Genomic DNA, 15,160 nt, shown 5'->3' on the forward strand with positions numbered 1-15,160 from the left:
GGAGTGACAATAAACTCGACTTTTCTAATACTGCTTTTGTCGGTGACAATATCCAAATCCATGGCTATTGGGGGAATGATAATATCACTGGCACCACTGGTAATGATGTCATTATTGGTGGCGGTGGTGAGGACAAACTTATCGGAGGATTAGGGTCAGATCAACTAACGGGAGGTGAAGGTCGGGACCGTTTTATCTTCAACACCGTTGATGAAATCGGTCAAGGCGCAAACCAAGACAAAATCCTCGATTTCAATACTGGTTTTGATACTATTGACGTCTCTGGCATCGATGCCAACTCCCTCAATGCTGGTAATCAGAGTTTCACGTTTATTGGTGCCTCGGATTTTTCAGGTCAAGCGGGACAACTGCGCTTTAACGGCGGTCTCCTTTGCGGGGATATCAACGGCGATGCAGTCAGCGACTTTCAATTGGCGATGGCTGGAGTGTATAGTTTACCTGTTACCAATATAGTGCTGTGACATCCTCTGGTTTGAGGCAATAAGCTCTCACTGCATTTAACTGAGTGTCAGCAGAATTCCCTCGCTTTTAGCGATGGGATGAATGCTGACTTTGTATATAGACATAATTCAAAGTTCCAATTTCCCTATTCATCGATTAAAATGCTGATGTCTTCATTGGTTCCCGCTAAAATATAAATAATTTTGAGTCGGCTATCATAGCGGAATAGGTATATCGTTTGGTAGAGAAAAGATCAGCAACTGACAGATAAAGATAGCGGTATCTTTCTATCAAGGAAAAGTTTTGTAAATTTCTCTACGATGTGCGACCCGTTGACAGATGATGGTTTGATTGGGTGGCTCTTCTAGGTTCTGTGTGATAAGTTTAACTTATATAGGATCGATCAATCTTTGTGTCCTTTGTGTCTTTGTGGTTCCTTCCACTCGCTCGCTAGGAAGAATGTATCTTAGAATACATTTTGCCCACCAAACCTAAGAGAGCCATTGGGTTTATCAATAGTCAGGCCAATCCTATAATCTGCAACTCTAATTTTATATTTATCTTTATGTCCTTTCATTTTATCCAGATAGTCTAATTCAAAAGGATTGTCAGTTTCTAATTCGGAAAATACGATCAACTCAATACGAGATTGTATGTCTTTTGGCAAAGAGGCTAATTCTTTTAAAAATCTCTTGTTGTATTCAACCTTCCACATTTTTGTTTTTAAGCGATTCTAAATATTGTAAGGCTTTTTCTTTGTCTAGGATTTGATCATTTTCAACTTCTTCGATGAGTTTTCCTAGTCCGTAATCCTCAAGGATTTCTTCGATTTTTTCAAATTCAGCAATGGGAATCTGAACAGCAATCGGCTTTTGATCTTTGTCTAATACATAGCTTTTGTTAATTTCTAGCATTTGTTTCTCTCAATAGTATCATTTTTGCTATTTTTTGTCATGTTTTGGGCGGTATTTAACCGAACTAATTTTCTACCACTTTTCGCTTGTCTCTCCCTCCAATCGGCGCAAATCGCTTTTATATCGTAGTTGAAAGACTTGGCGTGTTCTTCTCTAATCTTATGAATTTCTTCGAGTATTTCATCTTCCCACATAGCTCATTCTCCCATTAACTCGTAAGCTGTACAGATTAGCGGTAATTTGTAGCCGAAATCCGCGCATATATTGAGAAGTTTTTTCTGCATTTGAGCATTAGTAATATGTTTACAGTTCCATGTTAACAGATAAAAGTCGCGGACAGGATGCAGGTGATCGGTTACGCTTCGATATACTGGCAATAGGTGGCTGGTTGGGGAATTGGCAGCCCTTCCTCTTGTAATCCATCCAGATGAAATTGAATTGCTTCTTTCATATTTTCTGTGATTTCCTCTAGGGTTTTACCTGTAGTAACACAACCGGGTAAATCAGGAACATAAGCGGAATAGTTATTTTCAGCTTTTTCGATAATAATCGCGTAACGCATTAGTTATTGTCTCCTTCTTCTAGATATTTATTCAATTGAGCTTGTTTGAAAATACTCCGTAAAGTCTTAATCGCTAAATCATCGGACAGCTTACCCGGAACAGTAACTAAACCTGATTTCAGAGAATGTTTGAATTGTCGGTGGCTTCCCCTTGTTCTCGATAAATACCATCCATCTTGTTCTAGTAATCTAATTACATCTCTAACTTTCATGTTATATCTGATTCTTAAAAATTGGCTGTAACCTTTATATGTTACATTTTACAAGTCTCGACGCGAGAGAAGAAACGACTCCCCACCACCCAACCCCCCCCCCAACACCCCGTAGGGAGGTGTCCTACGGTAGGGAGGTGTCCTAGGGGTGCTTTTAGGTCAAAAGTAACATCTTTGTAGTATATCCAGATATTATTCACTCGCCAGCCTACCCTATCTCCGAAAGCGTTCCAAACTCTTTCATTATACTCCCGCGTCCCACCGAGTTCGCGGTAGATTTTCGCCTGCACGGAAAAACCAAAGCGACCGCCACTATATTTAACCCATAATTGGTCAATGGTTCGCAAATCCTCGCAGGGAAAATTATCGATATCTTCTACCCGTAGCCATCCCTCTTTTGTTCGGTTAGCTACCTGTAGCATCACTCTTGCGGTTTCTTCGTCCGCTTGCTTCCATTGCTGCCGTTTTAATAAATCCTCTAAGTTCCGATAATCGATTCCTTTGGCACTTTTTAGTTCGATTTCTTCCAGTTTCGGTGCTGCGGGTTTCGGGGTTTCTGTTATCGTTTTCGCCGACTCGCGATTTATCGGTTCCGTTTTAGGGGAAGGTGGGACGGGTTGTTGTGCTAATTTTCGATTAATTCTGTCGTAATCTTGCCAGTATTTAGGTCTGGTTGTATCCAAAGCCAGAACTCGTCTCATCAACTGTCGCGCTTCCTCTAGCTTTCCCTCCACTTCCAACTCTAAAGCTTCCACTCGCAATAACTCTATATCGGGAGTCTTTGCCTGTTTCGGTAACAGAATCAGATGATTTTTATAATGCGGTTCGACAATAGAATGGAGGGTTTGCGGGGGTTTGTTGTGTTGTCGGTTGATTTCGGGAATCCTTTCGCGGAGACGATTACAGAGTCTTTCTACCGTAGCGCAGTTATTTTCCCCTTGGATTCGTAAAGCCTCTAGAAGTGAATAGGTAAAGGAACCCTGTTGTAGTTCGGGAATTTCGTAGGATTCCTCCGTCGGACTACAGGAAGCGATGGTTATCACTCCCTGTTGCTTTTGCCAGCCTACGGATTTATTTCTAAAATCGTTCTCGTTGCGACAGGCATCGAGAAAGAGAATGATATTATCTGCACCGCATCTCCGTAAACGTTGGGTAACGTAATTGAGGGAAATGGTCGTCTGTTCGATTAAGGTTGGGTGTCCCTCGCTGGGAACGAGATAATCCTGTCCCTGATGGCGTAATCCGTGACCACTGAAGAAAAACCAGAAATTATCGCCGGTTTCTAAGCGTTGCGACTCGAAAAAGTCTTGCAGGAAAGCCATTAGATTTGTGTACGTCGGTTTCGTCTCCTGTTGGGAACCATTCGGCGCGGTTATTGGGTCAGACTCATCGGTAAACAGGAAAACTTCGTCAAAATTAATTTCGTCACGACAATAACGCGCCATCTCTACCGCGTCCTGCTTGGCACATTTGAGCGGTTTCAAGCGCTGATATTGATTTATCCCGATAATTAACCCATGATTCGCCATTAGTCCGCAGTCGGTGTGTTTTTCTCGTCTCGCTTGAATTTTAGGGTTAATCCGCCTTTGGTGCCGGTCTTAATCCCCGTCCCTAACAATTTTACTTCACCTTCTCCGGTAATCTCTACGCAAAGCTCTACTTCATCGAGTTTAAAACCGGTTTGCTCGTTGACCTGTTTCTGTGCTTGATTGAAGACTTTGCCGATAAGCTGGAGAAAATGGGAAAGTTCTGTCTCTAGCTTCTCTATGCTCACTTTTACGCCACGAGTCGCAGCTTCGGTGATAGTTTTCCTCGTGTCCCAGGGATTGTCATAGGTGTCGTTTCCTTTCGCATCTTTATCGGGGGTGACGGGGGTATCTTCTGCGGTGATAATCCAAATAGTTTCTTCTGGCATAGCGCTCTCGTTTTTCGGCAATGGTTCTCCTTTATTATTCTAGTTACCCATTGCTAACTCACCTATAGAGATAGGGGTTAACAGTCCCAAAAAAGGCCGACGAGTGTAAAGTGCGTTAGAAGGCGACCAATTCTTTTAAAAAACCAACATTAACAATCCGCACCCCACCCAGCAACTTTATTGTTAAATTTGTGTTTCTGTCTTGGCTTATTTTGTTAGCAAGAACAGCCGAGAAACCTATTTTCCGCTATCATGGGAACAGCGATGTACTGCTTGCTAAATCAATGCTTACTATCAAAACGAGTAAACTAACCCTTGCGGATGTTCAACGTCATCTTAATTTCCAAGAAAAGCTTGAAGATGTCTCATTTACAGAGCTTTTAACATTGGAAACCGTCAGCGACGCAGAAAAATTAGAACTTGTTCAAATCCGCAACGATTTTCGACCCTATTTGATGGAAGATAAAGCATCAGAAGGACAAGTTAAAGTTTTAACCCTATTTCCCTTATTGCGGTTAGCGGGTTTTTATCGTTATCCGATTAAGATTAGGGTTGAAGAAGGGATTGATAATATTATCCTTGTGGATGAAGATAAAACTATTAGCGGACGCTTTGATATTGTCACGGTGAATAATTCGATATCAACTGTCAATAATATCCCTTTTTTGATTTTAGTCATTGAAGCTAAAGAGAGTGGAATCGAAGTACGTCAGGGATTACCTCAATTACTGACTTATGCCTACAATAGCTTAGAAAGACAACCCTCAGTTTGGGGATTAGCGACTAATGGCTTACAATATATGTTCGTCTATCTCAGACAAGAAACTAACCCCACTTATCAGATAATGCCAGAACTTAATTTAATGTATCCTGAATCAGCAATTAATCTGCTCCAAATGCTCAAGGCAATGGGTCAGCTAATTTTAGAGATATAAATTAGGACTCAAACAAGCTATAATCTCCTAGGTTTTGACTGTCTATATAGGCAATTAAAAGCGTCTTGAATAATCACCACTATCTAAAACTCCTGAGTCGAAAATAAACTTAATTAAGTTGTCGATTTAACGAGAATGAATTAGTTGATGCTTGCTCAACATCTAACCAAGACTCGATTACAGAATTAACCACAGCAGCTACGCAGGAAATCGCTACACTATTACCCGTTAATTTTCGCATAGTTTGATAACTGGCGACAATTTGATAATCATCGGGAAAACCTTGTAAACGTAGCATTTCTCTTTCTGTTAAGCGTCTTTTCCCATCCACTAACAAATAATTATAGGATGCTCCCGCTCGCAAGGCACAGGAATAGGGATAAGCACTGACATTACCTCCTTTATTTTCGTGCCAGATAGTCGGTTCACTATAAGGTTTTTTTCCCTCTCTTTTCAGAAGGCGACTTTTTTGAATTTTTTCGGAAGCATAATAAAAATCCGAAACATTTTCCTCTAAGATTTCCGTTAAACTTGTTCTAGATAAAGCTGGTTTTGGCCAGATAAAATCTCTCGCTTCTCGGAAACCAACGATAAAAATTCGTTCCCGTTTTTGCGGTAAACCAAAATGAAGCGCATTCAAAACCCGATAATCGGTATAGTAATCTAAATCTTGCAAAGTATCGAGAATAACTTCTAAGGTTTTTCCCTGTTGATGTCCCTGCAATTGCTTGACATTTTCCAGAATAAATGCTGCGGGTTGTTTGGCTTTTAAAATACGAGCAATCTCAAAAAATAGCGTGCCTCTGGTGTCTTCAAACCCCTTTAAATCACCACAAATACTAAAGGGTTGACAGGGAAATCCCGCCATTAAAATATCATGATTGGGAATATCTAGGGCAGCAATTTCGGTAATATCTCCCTGGGGTTGGTCGCCAAAATTAGCCTGATAAATTGACCGAGCATCTTTATCTATATCACAGGAAAAAACACAATCAGATTCTAAGTTTTTTTGGCGACAAACTCGTTCAATTGCGACTCGAAACCCTCCCAAACCACAAAAGAGGTCAACAAAACGAATTTTTTTACTATCTTTCAGGAGATTCATTGATAGTTGAGATTGTAGCGATAGGGATATTCTCTTTGATTTTAACTTATTCAACTTTCACCAAAGAGCGGACGGTAAATATTTCATTGGCCTGTAGGGGTTTAATCGCCGAAATTGGCACAGTAACTACTGAAATTGACTCACCGAGAGCGTTAAAAACCTCTAAAATTGCTCCCATTTCGCCATTGCTAGGATGGGGGATTAAATCCACTAATACTGCCACATCTCCCGATTTTAGATTGTCTTCGGGAACATCAAGACAAAGAACCACATGATCGTATAATCTAACATCCATAATTATCTATCCTTTCGGGGTTTGAGAGTAACAAACTGAAAACAGTCGTCAATGTATCGCAGTATCCATATTGTAACCACTGCTAAATTAATTCCGTTAACTCCTTCTAGCATTCCTTCAACTCGATAAAAGATACCGTATTCATTTTTACCATCTCTGATCGCATCTTCTACGGTAATTAGCTGAATAATCGCTTTTTGCAAACTGGCCGCATTATCGAGAGTAAATCCTGCTTGTGCTAAAAATTTTGATTTGTCATCTTTGTCTCTGAATACGAGAAGATAACGAGTAAGTTTATCCTCTGGAATAATTGCTTTAGATGGAATTTGCATCGCTCAATCTACTTAGTTTTCTAGCCTTTTCTTCAGCACTAATGATTGTCGAGTTTGCTCTTTAGGGATTCTAGATCTGATAACTGCGGTGGATGATTAGCATTCCACGTCAGAGCTTGATCTAATTTTTCTCGAAAAGGCGATCGATTTATCCAGTCTTCGTTTACGGGAGAGCGATCGAGTAAATTTTGATAAAACTCATTCCACAGTTGACCCCATTCTTTTAGATCGATAACAACCGCTGTTTTTTCTCCTGTTTCATCGACAATATACTGAATACCTTTCATGATTTAAATTGTTGTGAGATGGATATTAACTAATAACTATATTTTAATCGATTCACGAGAAGATATGGATTTTGCAAGTTCTTGTCTAGCATCTTCCGATAGAGAACAACCAAAATCTAGAATCTCGATTAAAACTAACTGATCGTCCTCGGAATAATGTAATATTGTTTTCCCTTCCTCCTCTGCGTAAGCAATTGGATTATTGTTTAACTCAATTAATAAAGCATCCACATCTGGGCTATAGTGTATCTTGTTCACCAAATTCCTCTAATCATTATCGCCCTAACTCTTGTGTTGGCAATGAATTGGCAATTAATCAGAATCAATCTATAGCGTTTCGCTCAAGCCAACCTAAGAGGCTGTTGTGTTGACGTTGAAAGCTTTGGTGTGTTCTTCTCGAATTTTATGAATTTCTTCAGCATACTTGAGAGTAAACCCGTAGGATTCCGCAGCCTTTTCCGCAGCAATGCGAGACTTAACTAAATAGTCATGGATAGACGTGCATTCCTCCGATAATCTTGTTTGAGTTTTATCTTTTTCTTGCAAAATCTCTGAGTGGATCATAAGTTATTCTCCTCTTTGAATAGTTCAAGTGGTGTGACAATTTCAGGTGTTGACAAACCAAGGCGGGCATTGATAACGCGAATATGCTTCCGTTTGTTAGCATTCGCTAGGTGGTTGCAATTCCAAGTAACGAGATATTGAATGTCGAAATAGCTGGCATAGGCAAGATAAAACTCGACAACTTGTTCAAGAGCAGAAGTCGGCGGTAGTAAAGGAATCGTCGAAACCAAATGAATAATTTCAGCTTTACGCGGATAGTTTCCGTTGGTTAGTTCTTGAAGCACGGCATCCGAAATATATAAATCATAATAACTGGACATCTCCGACCACCACTTCCTTGTGATTTCGGTAAAAGTTTTTAGAGCTTCACGCTCATCAAAGTAATAACTCGGAACCGTGGAATCCAAGTACACTTTTTCTTTCATGATAATAACTGATCGACAAGACTAAATTAAAGCCTGAAGCAGCGGCATGGTAGCCCCCTCTATTCTACTATCCTATCTCTGTAACGAAGTTATTGCACTGTCATGCTTGACCTCGATCATCTCTCAGAGCGATCGCACTTGGACTCGATCGCATTGAAACTTCTCCATTTTATCCCAAACATTAGCCGTGCGTTACACGCGCGTTAACGCACCCTACAAGATCAGCTATATTTATTTCTTTTTAACGTGGGTTTGTTCTCAAAAAGTAGAGCGAGTGAGACACTCGCTCTTACTTTCTTCAAGTCAAGGTATGAGCAAGATGCTCACACTTTGATAATCAGATATTAATTACTAGCCAATCTTCCCTACTACAAGGCTAACTGCAACCAGGGTTCCGCTGTTCAATGCCAATCCACTAATGCCGATGGCGGTCTTGGTGGGAGGCTTAGTCCCTCCCACAATCTTGTTAATCTGTTGGTCAGCAGAGAGTTCGTCCAGATAGCTTTCTGAATCGAGGAAAAGTTCAGAACCGATGGGTCGTAAATCCGAGTCAATTTTAATCGAAGCCATGTTTTTTCTCCTGGGTCAGGTCGATAGTGGATTGATTAAAGTCAGTTTGGTAAAATCCGACCAGTAACTGATTTTCTATATAGTCGCAGATTCTCATTGTTTTCGTCAAGCAATTTAATAACTATTTTGAGAAACCCACATTCAGCACTTGATGACGTAAGTAGATATACTTAACAAGCAACTCCCAGCAGATTATTTTGTCGAAATTTCATTTATTGAAAAACAACGAAAACCATTGTTTTGAAGAATGTTGGGTTTCGCTCAAACCATTACCTCGATCCGTTTTATCCCAAGCATTAAATCGCTCAATCCAACCTACAAGCTAATGTCATGGGAAATTCAAGGGTTTGTACTGTTTGCTATTTCAGATCATAATCTATCTTGATTGATAACCCACCATGATTAAAGTTAGCGGTGCGTTACAGTACGTTAACCCACCCTACAAGATCGGCGATCGCAATCAAAAAAAAGTAGAGCGAGTTAAAAACTCGCCCTTGATTCAGACACGGAACAATTCATCAAAATAATCTGATACGGATGACAATACGAATGCCAGTTCCTCCCACAATATTGTTAATCTGTTGGTCAGCAGAGAGTTCCTCCAGATAGCTTTCTGAATCGAGGAAAAGTTCAGAACCGATGGGTCGTAAATCCGAGTCAATTTTAATCGAAGCCATGTTTTTTCTCCTGGGTCAGGTTGATAGTGGATTGATTAAAGTCAGTTTGGTAAAATCCGACCAGTAACTGATTTTCTATATAGTCGCAGATTCTCATTGTTTTCGTCAAGCAATTTGATAATTATTTTGAGAAACCCACATTCAGCACTTGATGACGTAAGTATATATACTTAACAAGCAACTCCCAGCAGATTATTTTGTCGAAATTTCATTTATTGAAAAACAACGAAAACCATTGCGAGGTAAGTATTTCAGGCTTTTCTGTTGTCTATAAATGATTTGGCAGTATATTTGGGTTCAAGTCCGACTAAGCTATTGAGAGGAGTATCAATTCATCCAATATCTCCCCCATGAGAGATTTAGACCAAAATACTTAAATAGCTGTAAGCCTTTCTATGACTAGGTTAGGTTAAATAAAAAATATTCAAAATAACCTGCTGGATGTGGGAGAAAAAACAGTTATATTTATTTCTTTTTAACGTAAGCAGTTAGCCGTAGGTTGGGTTGAGCAATAATAACTCTTGTCTGTCAAATATTAGCGACGCTTGAGCAAAACCCAACTGCACCGATGTCTTGAAGAATGTTGGGGTTCCCTCAAACCATTACCTCGATCCGTTTTGTCCCAAGCATTAAATCGATCAACCCAACCGACAAGCTGTTGTTTTCGTCAAGCAATTTAATAACTATTTTGAGAAAAAATAGCTATATTTATTTCTTCCTGGCTAAATTAATTATTTCCGTTGGCGTAACAGTAATGAAACTCCACCAAAAATGCCAAAAATTAGCAGTCCTGTTATAGAATTAGGTTCGGGGACTGAAATCTGAACACGAACAACTTGACCTTGTCCAGGAATGTAACCTAGATTAGAGATATAGATATCACCATCAGGACCAATTGCTAAAGCCGTCGGGAAAAGTAGTCCATCACTGATGATGGATTTGCGATTTCCCTTGGGATCTATGTAGCTTAAAAGACCTGGACTAATATCAAAAGCTAATGAGCTAGTAGCATATTCCAGGACATACAAGCCTCCTTGATTATCAAAGGCAATATCAATTATTTGGGTGAAGCCATCAGCATACACTTCTGGTTTATTATCAGTCCCTAAGCGAAAAATACGTGCCGCATTTTCTGGATAAGGAAATCCCGTGAATTCTGAGATATAAAAAGCTCCATCAGGCCCAATAGCCACACTGGTAGGAACTGATTGCATGGCAATGGTTTCTTCAGTAAAGGGGTCAGTTATCGGACGTTCAGGAAAGATAGACAACAGAGTAAGTTCGCTACCATCAGTTTTAGCTTTAAAAAAAGTGTTCCCGGCCGCATCGACGATATAAGCAGTGTCATCTTTAATTAAAAAAGCATAGGGATTGCTATCAATGCCATCGTTATAGGGATTAAAAAAGCCCGAATTATTATTATCGGGATTAAACAACCCTTCATACTCAGCTAGGTCTGCTAACGTTGTCAGAGAAACCTGTCCATTGAGATTATCAATGGCGACCAGTTGTCCAAATTCAGGAACATTAAGCACTTGATCCCGTTGTTCTGGAGAAGACCCCAAACCAAAAATGGCATAAGCTCTTCCAGTGGAGTCAAATTGTATATCATGGATTCCGGTCGCATCAATAGCAGTAGAGAATTCTGGAATTGGTAAAGCAATAGACGGAAGACCTGTAACAATGCGTTCGGCTGTACCATTTTTAATGCGGGTTATCGCACCAGTGTTACCATAACAAACTACTGGTCCGTTAGGTCCGGCTCCCGGTGCGGGAATACAGGGGCCTGCGCCTCCTCTACCTGCTTCTGTAACATATAAGGCTCCATCGGGACCAAAGGTGAGACCTCGTGGACTTTCAAGTCCACTGGCGATTATTTCCAAGTTAGCCGCCTGTAAGGGGCCGCCAACTCCAAATATCGTTAAGGCTGTTCCTACAGCAACTGTCAATAATTTTTTGAGCATTGATTAATTTCTCGGTAAATATTCAGGTCTAGGGGTTGACAAAGAGAGAAAAATCAGCAGTGAGGATAAGAGAGACAACCGTATTCAAGGGGTGATGGACAGAGGCCAAAGCCTGACGGAAGAAAGTTAAAATCGAACGGCCTTGGGCGCGACAAGACTGAATCACAGTCAAGAAACGAGCAGTATCGACAAAGCCACGGAAGGAGTGAGAACCACCAGCTATCTTGCGCTTAGTTAGGGTTTGCGGCAAAAAGTAGAGTAGCAATTATTGTAGGTTGGGTTTCCTTGCGTCAACCCAACCAAGAGTAACCTTTGGGGTGATTGGGTTTCGCTTTTTCAGCACAGACTCATAGCCGTTCGACAAGTATAGGAAGATTAACCCCTATTATACTAAATCCGTTGAGTAACGCACAGAAAACGGGTTCTCGGAGAAACCCGTTTTCTGCTCATGCACTCATGCAAAAAGGGGAATAAATAATCAGTCTTTAAGTAGGTAGGCGTTAAAAATTATCAGACACCACCCTTATCAAGGGGGGACTAAGGGTAGGGTTGATTCATGAATCAACCCTACTATGAATCAAACCTAGGACTAAGGGGCGATCGAACTTAATAACCAGATTTAGTATTATAAGTAGTCGTGCAAAATTAATTTCCTAGTAAAGATAGGCAAGAGGCAAGAGGCAAGAGGCAAGAGGTGGTTAGATATGTGTAATTAATTTTGCTTAGGTACTTAGAAAAAGAAAGCAAGCTAGGGCGACTCTAGTGGGTAAATTTTCTCTGATAATTGCTTGAAAATACCGATAAAAATAGGTGAGTTAGCAAAGCGTAACCCACCCGATATCTATTTTTGGTTTTAAACCGTTTCTACCAAGGGACGGGTTAACTTATCCAACTGTTGGGTTAACAGACTCAGGAATAAACCCACATCGGTGACGATACCGACGGATTCTACGGAACCTCGATCGCTTAATTTTGTCACCACGGCCGGGTTAATATCAACACAGACCATTTTTACCCCCGCCGGTGTCATATTGCCCACACCGATGGAATGGAGCATACTAGAGAGCATGAGAATCATGTCTGCACCTTGAATCAAGCGCGAATATTCTTCCTGTGCTTTAATTAAATCCATCTCCGTATCCGGAAGCGGACCATCATCGCGAATTGAACCGGCCAAACTGAAGGGGACATTATTCTTGACGCATTCATACATTACGCCTTTTGTCAATACCCCGGCCGATACAGCTTTAGCGATGCTGCCGTGGCGACGGATGAGGTTGATAATCTTGAGGTGGTGGCGATGGCCACCGCGCACGGGGATGCCTTTCTGCATATCTACCCCTAAAGAAGTACCCATGATCGCCTGTTCCATGTCGTGAACTGCGATCGCATTTCCCCCCAGTAAAGCGTGAACGTAACCATCGCGGATTAAACGGGAGAGATGTTGCGCTCCTCCAGTGTGAATGACCACCGGACCTGCCGTTACTGCCACTTTACCGCCCTGGTCGCGAATTTTACGCATTTCCCAGGCAATCTGCTCCACGGTTAACTCGACTCGGCGCTCGCTGGAAACCCCCGCACCCATAAAGGTAAATTCCTGAGTGCTGTTGCGTTGTTCCCTGGATTCCGCCTGTCGGATAGTACGGATGCCCTCAACTCCCACCATAACGCGATCGCCAGCTTTTAAATCCCGCAGCAGAGTACATTTCGCGGTTTTGCCTTCTGGACTTTCAGTGACGACGATGGCTGCATCCATGCGTTGATTTTCCACCCGCACCCATTCACAGTTAACCCGCACTTCCGTGGGATAGATGGTGCTGACATAAAAATCATCGGGAGCGACCCCATCTTGAGCGACAATGGCGGTATTGACATCACAGATTTCTTGAGGACGAGCGGCCGCACCGAGGTCGATCAATTGTACCATGATCTCCTCCATTACCTCGTGAGAGGGTGCAGAAACCCGCACTTCGGCCGAGGAGGTACTTTGGCGCTCAATCCCTAAGGTGAAGTTTAAAACCTTGAAGCTGCCCCCATTTCCTACCACAACATCGAGAGCTTTATTCATAATTCCCGCGTCGAGCAGATGACCTTCTAGCTGGAGAATGCGACTTTCAATGGTGACATTAGCGTGATGGTCTGGAATTAGGGGTTCCGTGGTACGCAGGGTTAAACATTTAGCGGCTCCTCCTGCTTTTAAGAACTCCGTTAGGGGAGTTTGTACCACTTCAAATCCTTTTGCGGCTAAGTTATGTTGTAAGTCGTCACTAATTTTATTCATGACGATTATTTGACCGATATTCACAGCATTACAAGCAAAGTTAACCGCATCGGCTTCTTCAACGATAATGCGTTTTTCTTCGGGAATTTTTAACTCAATTAATCGATTAGAATAGGCATCAAAAGCATCGGGATAGTAGAGGAGATAACCGCCACTAAGGGGACAAAAACAGGTATCAAGGTGATAAAAACGTTCATCGATTAAACGTAGGGATAAAACCTCGATATCGAGCCATTTAGCGATTAAAGGGTGGGAATCTAACTCAGTTCTGAAGCCATATCCTGCCCATAACCAACGTCCTTCTCGATCTAATAATGCGTCTCCTGCACCTTCAAAGGGTAAATCTTTGGGCAGTTCGTGAACCGTAAAACCGTTATCTTCAAACCACTGTTTAAAATAGGGTTCTTCTCCCTGTCTTTCTTTGTGCAAAAAGCGACTGAGAACGACTATTTTTTCCAGAACTAAACCTGCATTAGCGGTAAAAACCATGTCGGGCCAGCCTTTTTCTGGTGTGACTAAATCCACGATCGCCCGATCTTTGAGAACATGATAAAGCTGCTGCCATTGTTGCCTAGCTTTTTCTTGGGAAGATTTGTGAATGTTGCCCTCCATCCAAGGATTAATCACATAATCCACATCGTAATGATCGGGAGAACACATCAAAAAGCGAATAGTTTCAGTCATATTTTTTGACAATGAATATTCAGTATAAGTAGTCTGGAGATAAGTTTAGACCAATCTTCCATTATACTCTACTTTGCCCCGAAATGTCACTAGGCCTAAGATTAGGACAATGTCCACTCTACAAGCTAAAAACAGCCCAGTTTTAGCCGATAACTGACGGCTACAAGCTTAAATCATTGTAAATCCTGATATTTAAATAACCCGATAAATTTCGATTTGCGTCCATGTTCCTTAAGTAGGTAGGCGTTAAAAGTTGTCAGATGCCCCCCTTATTAAGGGGGGATTAAGGGGGGATCCCCCCGCCTATCGGCACCCCCCTTATCAAGGGGGGCAGGGGGGATCGAACCTAAAATCCATTTTTAATTTAATTATAACCAGCTACTTAATTAAACTTTCTTGATAAGTTTGCCATTCTTCCCGTCTTCCCGATATATAATCAGCCATTTAATTGCTTCTTCCTAGGGATCAGCCCTTTTTTCATCGAGTATCTTTTCCGCAGCAGGACGTACATGATCGATCAACCAGTTAGGATCGACGGTAGCAGCCGCATCCATTATCCGCCAAATTAGGTGAGACTGCACATAGGAATTATTAGAAACGACTTTAATTGCATCTCTAACTAGGGTTTGCGGCAAAAAGTTTTTCGTGGGGGTAGGGTGTGGGGTGTGGGGTGTGGGGTGTAGGGTTTTACCGATTTTGAGGGGGTCAATTACCTAATTTTCAGGGAAAAAGTCCCTGAATTTTCCCCCCGATCACTCCCATATTTGGTACTTTTTGATTGACAAAAAGTCTAAAAGTCTTACCCAACAAGGTTTTTAGATTTATTCAGCAAGTCCTAACTAACCCCAGTTCGGGTTAAGCAGCGGGGGGTAAAGCCCATTCCATCTTCAAGGAGGGTTTTTTCGGCTGGTGACAGTAAGCAATCAAACCACAGAGAAGATTAACGCAAAAATTAACAGGGCTGCGGTGGCGGGAA

22 protein-coding genes and 2 pseudogenes are annotated in these 15,160 nt (G+C 41.5%); 2 read left to right on the plus strand and 22 right to left on the minus strand.

Annotated elements, in window-relative coordinates; all coding sequences use genetic code 11:
* Window positions 1–482: M10 family metallopeptidase C-terminal domain-containing protein (locus IM450_RS11250; RefSeq protein ID WP_287669818.1), on the plus strand; the 482-nt coding region annotated here is incomplete at its 5' end.
* Window positions 483–607: 125 nt separating this feature from the next.
* On the opposite strand, the pseudogene IM450_RS22710 reads toward IM450_RS11250, so the two are convergent.
* The 8 genes and pseudogenes from IM450_RS22710 to IM450_RS11285 form a co-directional block, all read right to left on the minus strand.
* Window positions 608–703 (minus strand): annotated as a pseudogene (locus tag IM450_RS22710) (DUF6888 family protein); the annotation flags it as partial.
* 225 nt (window positions 704–928) lie between these two features.
* Window positions 929–1,177 (minus strand): type II toxin-antitoxin system RelE family toxin, encoded by a 249-nt coding sequence (locus IM450_RS11255; RefSeq protein WP_287669820.1) that lies wholly within the window; start codon window positions 1,175–1,177, stop codon window positions 929–931.
* Entirely contained in the window at window positions 1,164–1,376 is a 213-nt protein-coding gene (locus IM450_RS11260; protein WP_002763396.1) for a hypothetical protein, read from the minus strand. Before IM450_RS11260 ends, IM450_RS11255 begins: the two co-directional genes overlap by 14 nt.
* The gene (locus IM450_RS11265; RefSeq protein WP_287669822.1) at window positions 1,370–1,570 is read right to left on the minus strand and encodes a hypothetical protein; all 201 of its coding nucleotides are present in this window, start codon (window positions 1,568–1,570) and stop codon (window positions 1,370–1,372) included. Before IM450_RS11265 ends, IM450_RS11260 begins: the two co-directional genes overlap by 7 nt.
* A gap of 161 nt (window positions 1,571–1,731) precedes the next feature.
* Window positions 1,732–1,938: a type II toxin-antitoxin system HicB family antitoxin gene (locus IM450_RS11270; protein WP_002743279.1), complete on the minus strand. Its 207-nt coding sequence runs from the start codon at window positions 1,936–1,938 to the stop codon at window positions 1,732–1,734.
* Window positions 1,938–2,150: a type II toxin-antitoxin system HicA family toxin gene (locus tag IM450_RS11275; RefSeq protein ID WP_002775450.1), complete on the minus strand. Its 213-nt coding sequence runs from the start codon at window positions 2,148–2,150 to the stop codon at window positions 1,938–1,940. Before IM450_RS11275 ends, IM450_RS11270 begins: the two co-directional genes overlap by 1 nt.
* A 41-nt stretch (window positions 2,151–2,191) precedes the next feature.
* Window positions 2,192–3,679, minus strand: a complete 1,488-nt coding sequence (locus IM450_RS11280) for a GUN4 domain-containing protein (RefSeq protein WP_287688574.1) — start codon at window positions 3,677–3,679, stop codon at window positions 2,192–2,194.
* Entirely contained in the window at window positions 3,679–4,065 is a 387-nt protein-coding gene (locus IM450_RS11285) for a Pepco domain-containing protein (protein WP_287669827.1), read from the minus strand. The genes IM450_RS11280 and IM450_RS11285 overlap by 1 nt, the downstream gene beginning before the upstream one ends.
* A gap of 284 nt (window positions 4,066–4,349) precedes the next feature.
* On the opposite strand from IM450_RS11285, the gene IM450_RS11290 reads away from it, so the two are divergent.
* Entirely contained in the window at window positions 4,350–5,000 is a 651-nt protein-coding gene (locus IM450_RS11290; RefSeq protein ID WP_287669828.1) for a restriction endonuclease subunit R, read from the plus strand.
* Between the two features lie 109 nt (window positions 5,001–5,109).
* Here IM450_RS11290 and IM450_RS11295 read toward each other — a convergent pair whose 3' ends face one another.
* The 14 genes and pseudogenes from IM450_RS11295 to IM450_RS11360 form a co-directional block, all read right to left on the minus strand.
* Window positions 5,110–6,105, minus strand: a complete 996-nt coding sequence (locus tag IM450_RS11295) for a DNA cytosine methyltransferase (RefSeq protein WP_287669830.1) — start codon at window positions 6,103–6,105, stop codon at window positions 5,110–5,112.
* Window positions 6,106–6,151: 46 nt separating this feature from the next.
* Window positions 6,152–6,400 (minus strand): DUF4926 domain-containing protein, encoded by a 249-nt coding sequence (locus IM450_RS11300; protein WP_002789664.1) that lies wholly within the window; start codon window positions 6,398–6,400, stop codon window positions 6,152–6,154.
* Between the two features lie 2 nt (window positions 6,401–6,402).
* On the minus strand, window positions 6,403–6,732 hold the full coding sequence (locus tag IM450_RS11305) for a DUF6883 domain-containing protein (protein ID WP_002789666.1): 330 nt from the start codon (window positions 6,730–6,732) through the stop codon (window positions 6,403–6,405).
* A 38-nt stretch (window positions 6,733–6,770) separates the two neighbouring features.
* Complete coding sequence (locus tag IM450_RS11310; RefSeq protein WP_002800311.1) at window positions 6,771–7,019, minus strand: hypothetical protein; 249 nt, start codon at window positions 7,017–7,019, stop codon at window positions 6,771–6,773.
* Window positions 7,020–7,055: 36 nt separating this feature from the next.
* The gene (locus IM450_RS11315) at window positions 7,056–7,277 is read right to left on the minus strand and encodes a DUF2283 domain-containing protein (RefSeq protein ID WP_002769518.1); all 222 of its coding nucleotides are present in this window, start codon (window positions 7,275–7,277) and stop codon (window positions 7,056–7,058) included.
* Between the two features lie 93 nt (window positions 7,278–7,370).
* Entirely contained in the window at window positions 7,371–7,583 is a 213-nt protein-coding gene (locus IM450_RS11320; RefSeq protein ID WP_002763392.1) for a hypothetical protein, read from the minus strand.
* The gene (locus IM450_RS11325; RefSeq protein ID WP_108935321.1) at window positions 7,580–8,008 is read right to left on the minus strand and encodes a hypothetical protein; all 429 of its coding nucleotides are present in this window, start codon (window positions 8,006–8,008) and stop codon (window positions 7,580–7,582) included. Before IM450_RS11325 ends, IM450_RS11320 begins: the two co-directional genes overlap by 4 nt.
* Window positions 8,009–8,359: 351 nt before the next feature.
* On the minus strand, window positions 8,360–8,578 hold the full coding sequence (locus IM450_RS11330) for a hypothetical protein (RefSeq protein WP_287669834.1): 219 nt from the start codon (window positions 8,576–8,578) through the stop codon (window positions 8,360–8,362).
* Window positions 8,579–9,096: 518 nt separating this feature from the next.
* On the minus strand, window positions 9,097–9,255 hold the full coding sequence (locus tag IM450_RS11335) for a hypothetical protein (RefSeq protein WP_002734688.1): 159 nt from the start codon (window positions 9,253–9,255) through the stop codon (window positions 9,097–9,099).
* Between the two features lie 731 nt (window positions 9,256–9,986).
* Window positions 9,987–11,219, minus strand: coding sequence for a ScyD/ScyE family protein (locus IM450_RS11340; RefSeq protein WP_287669837.1), 1,233 nt, complete (start codon window positions 11,217–11,219; stop codon window positions 9,987–9,989).
* Window positions 11,220–11,247: 28 nt separating this feature from the next.
* Window positions 11,248–11,484 carry a hypothetical protein gene (locus IM450_RS11345; RefSeq protein ID WP_287669839.1) on the minus strand — a complete coding sequence of 79 codons (237 nt, stop codon included), beginning with the start codon at window positions 11,482–11,484 and terminating at the stop codon, window positions 11,248–11,250.
* 588 nt (window positions 11,485–12,072) lie between these two features.
* Window positions 12,073–14,184: a bifunctional arginine dihydrolase/ornithine cyclodeaminase gene (gene argZ, locus IM450_RS11350; protein ID WP_287669841.1), complete on the minus strand. Its 2,112-nt coding sequence runs from the start codon at window positions 14,182–14,184 to the stop codon at window positions 12,073–12,075.
* A gap of 458 nt (window positions 14,185–14,642) precedes the next feature.
* Entirely contained in the window at window positions 14,643–14,819 is a 177-nt protein-coding gene (locus IM450_RS11355) for a hypothetical protein (RefSeq protein WP_287669843.1), read from the minus strand.
* A 220-nt stretch (window positions 14,820–15,039) separates the two neighbouring features.
* Window positions 15,040–15,160, minus strand: a pseudogene (locus IM450_RS11360) (IS982 family transposase); the annotation flags it as partial.

Source organism: Microcystis sp. M083S1, assembly GCF_020246405.1.
Taxonomy (GTDB): Bacteria; Cyanobacteriota; Cyanobacteriia; order Cyanobacteriales; family Microcystaceae; genus Microcystis; species Microcystis aeruginosa_C.

Coding starts and splice junctions, on each gene's coding strand:
- IM450_RS11325 (WP_108935321.1), bottom strand. CDS start 8,008: ATGAAAGAAAAAGTGTACTTGGATTCCACGGTTCCGAGTTATTACTTT.
- IM450_RS11295 (WP_287669830.1), bottom strand. CDS start 6,105: ATGAATCTCCTGAAAGATAGTAAAAAAATTCGTTTTGTTGACCTCTTT.
- IM450_RS11300 (WP_002789664.1), bottom strand. CDS start 6,400: ATGGATGTTAGATTATACGATCATGTGGTTCTTTGTCTTGATGTTCCC.
- IM450_RS11270 (WP_002743279.1), bottom strand. CDS start 1,938: ATGCGTTACGCGATTATTATCGAAAAAGCTGAAAATAACTATTCCGCT.
- IM450_RS11290 (WP_287669828.1), top strand. CDS start 4,350: ATGCTTACTATCAAAACGAGTAAACTAACCCTTGCGGATGTTCAACGT.
- IM450_RS11330 (WP_287669834.1), bottom strand. CDS start 8,578: ATGGCTTCGATTAAAATTGACTCGGATTTACGACCCATCGGTTCTGAA.
- IM450_RS11280 (WP_287688574.1), bottom strand. CDS start 3,679: ATGGCGAATCATGGGTTAATTATCGGGATAAATCAATATCAGCGCTTG.
- IM450_RS11320 (WP_002763392.1), bottom strand. CDS start 7,583: ATGATCCACTCAGAGATTTTGCAAGAAAAAGATAAAACTCAAACAAGA.
- IM450_RS11275 (WP_002775450.1), bottom strand. CDS start 2,150: ATGAAAGTTAGAGATGTAATTAGATTACTAGAACAAGATGGATGGTAT.
- argZ (WP_287669841.1), bottom strand. CDS start 14,184: ATGACTGAAACTATTCGCTTTTTGATGTGTTCTCCCGATCATTACGAT.
- IM450_RS11260 (WP_002763396.1), bottom strand. CDS start 1,376: ATGCTAGAAATTAACAAAAGCTATGTATTAGACAAAGATCAAAAGCCG.
- IM450_RS11305 (WP_002789666.1), bottom strand. CDS start 6,732: ATGCAAATTCCATCTAAAGCAATTATTCCAGAGGATAAACTTACTCGT.
- IM450_RS11310 (WP_002800311.1), bottom strand. CDS start 7,019: ATGAAAGGTATTCAGTATATTGTCGATGAAACAGGAGAAAAAACAGCG.
- IM450_RS11265 (WP_287669822.1), bottom strand. CDS start 1,570: ATGTGGGAAGATGAAATACTCGAAGAAATTCATAAGATTAGAGAAGAA.
- IM450_RS11255 (WP_287669820.1), bottom strand. CDS start 1,177: ATGTGGAAGGTTGAATACAACAAGAGATTTTTAAAAGAATTAGCCTCT.
- IM450_RS11285 (WP_287669827.1), bottom strand. CDS start 4,065: ATGCCAGAAGAAACTATTTGGATTATCACCGCAGAAGATACCCCCGTC.
- IM450_RS11340 (WP_287669837.1), bottom strand. CDS start 11,219: ATGCTCAAAAAATTATTGACAGTTGCTGTAGGAACAGCCTTAACGATA.
- IM450_RS11335 (WP_002734688.1), bottom strand. CDS start 9,255: ATGGCTTCGATTAAAATTGACTCGGATTTACGACCCATCGGTTCTGAA.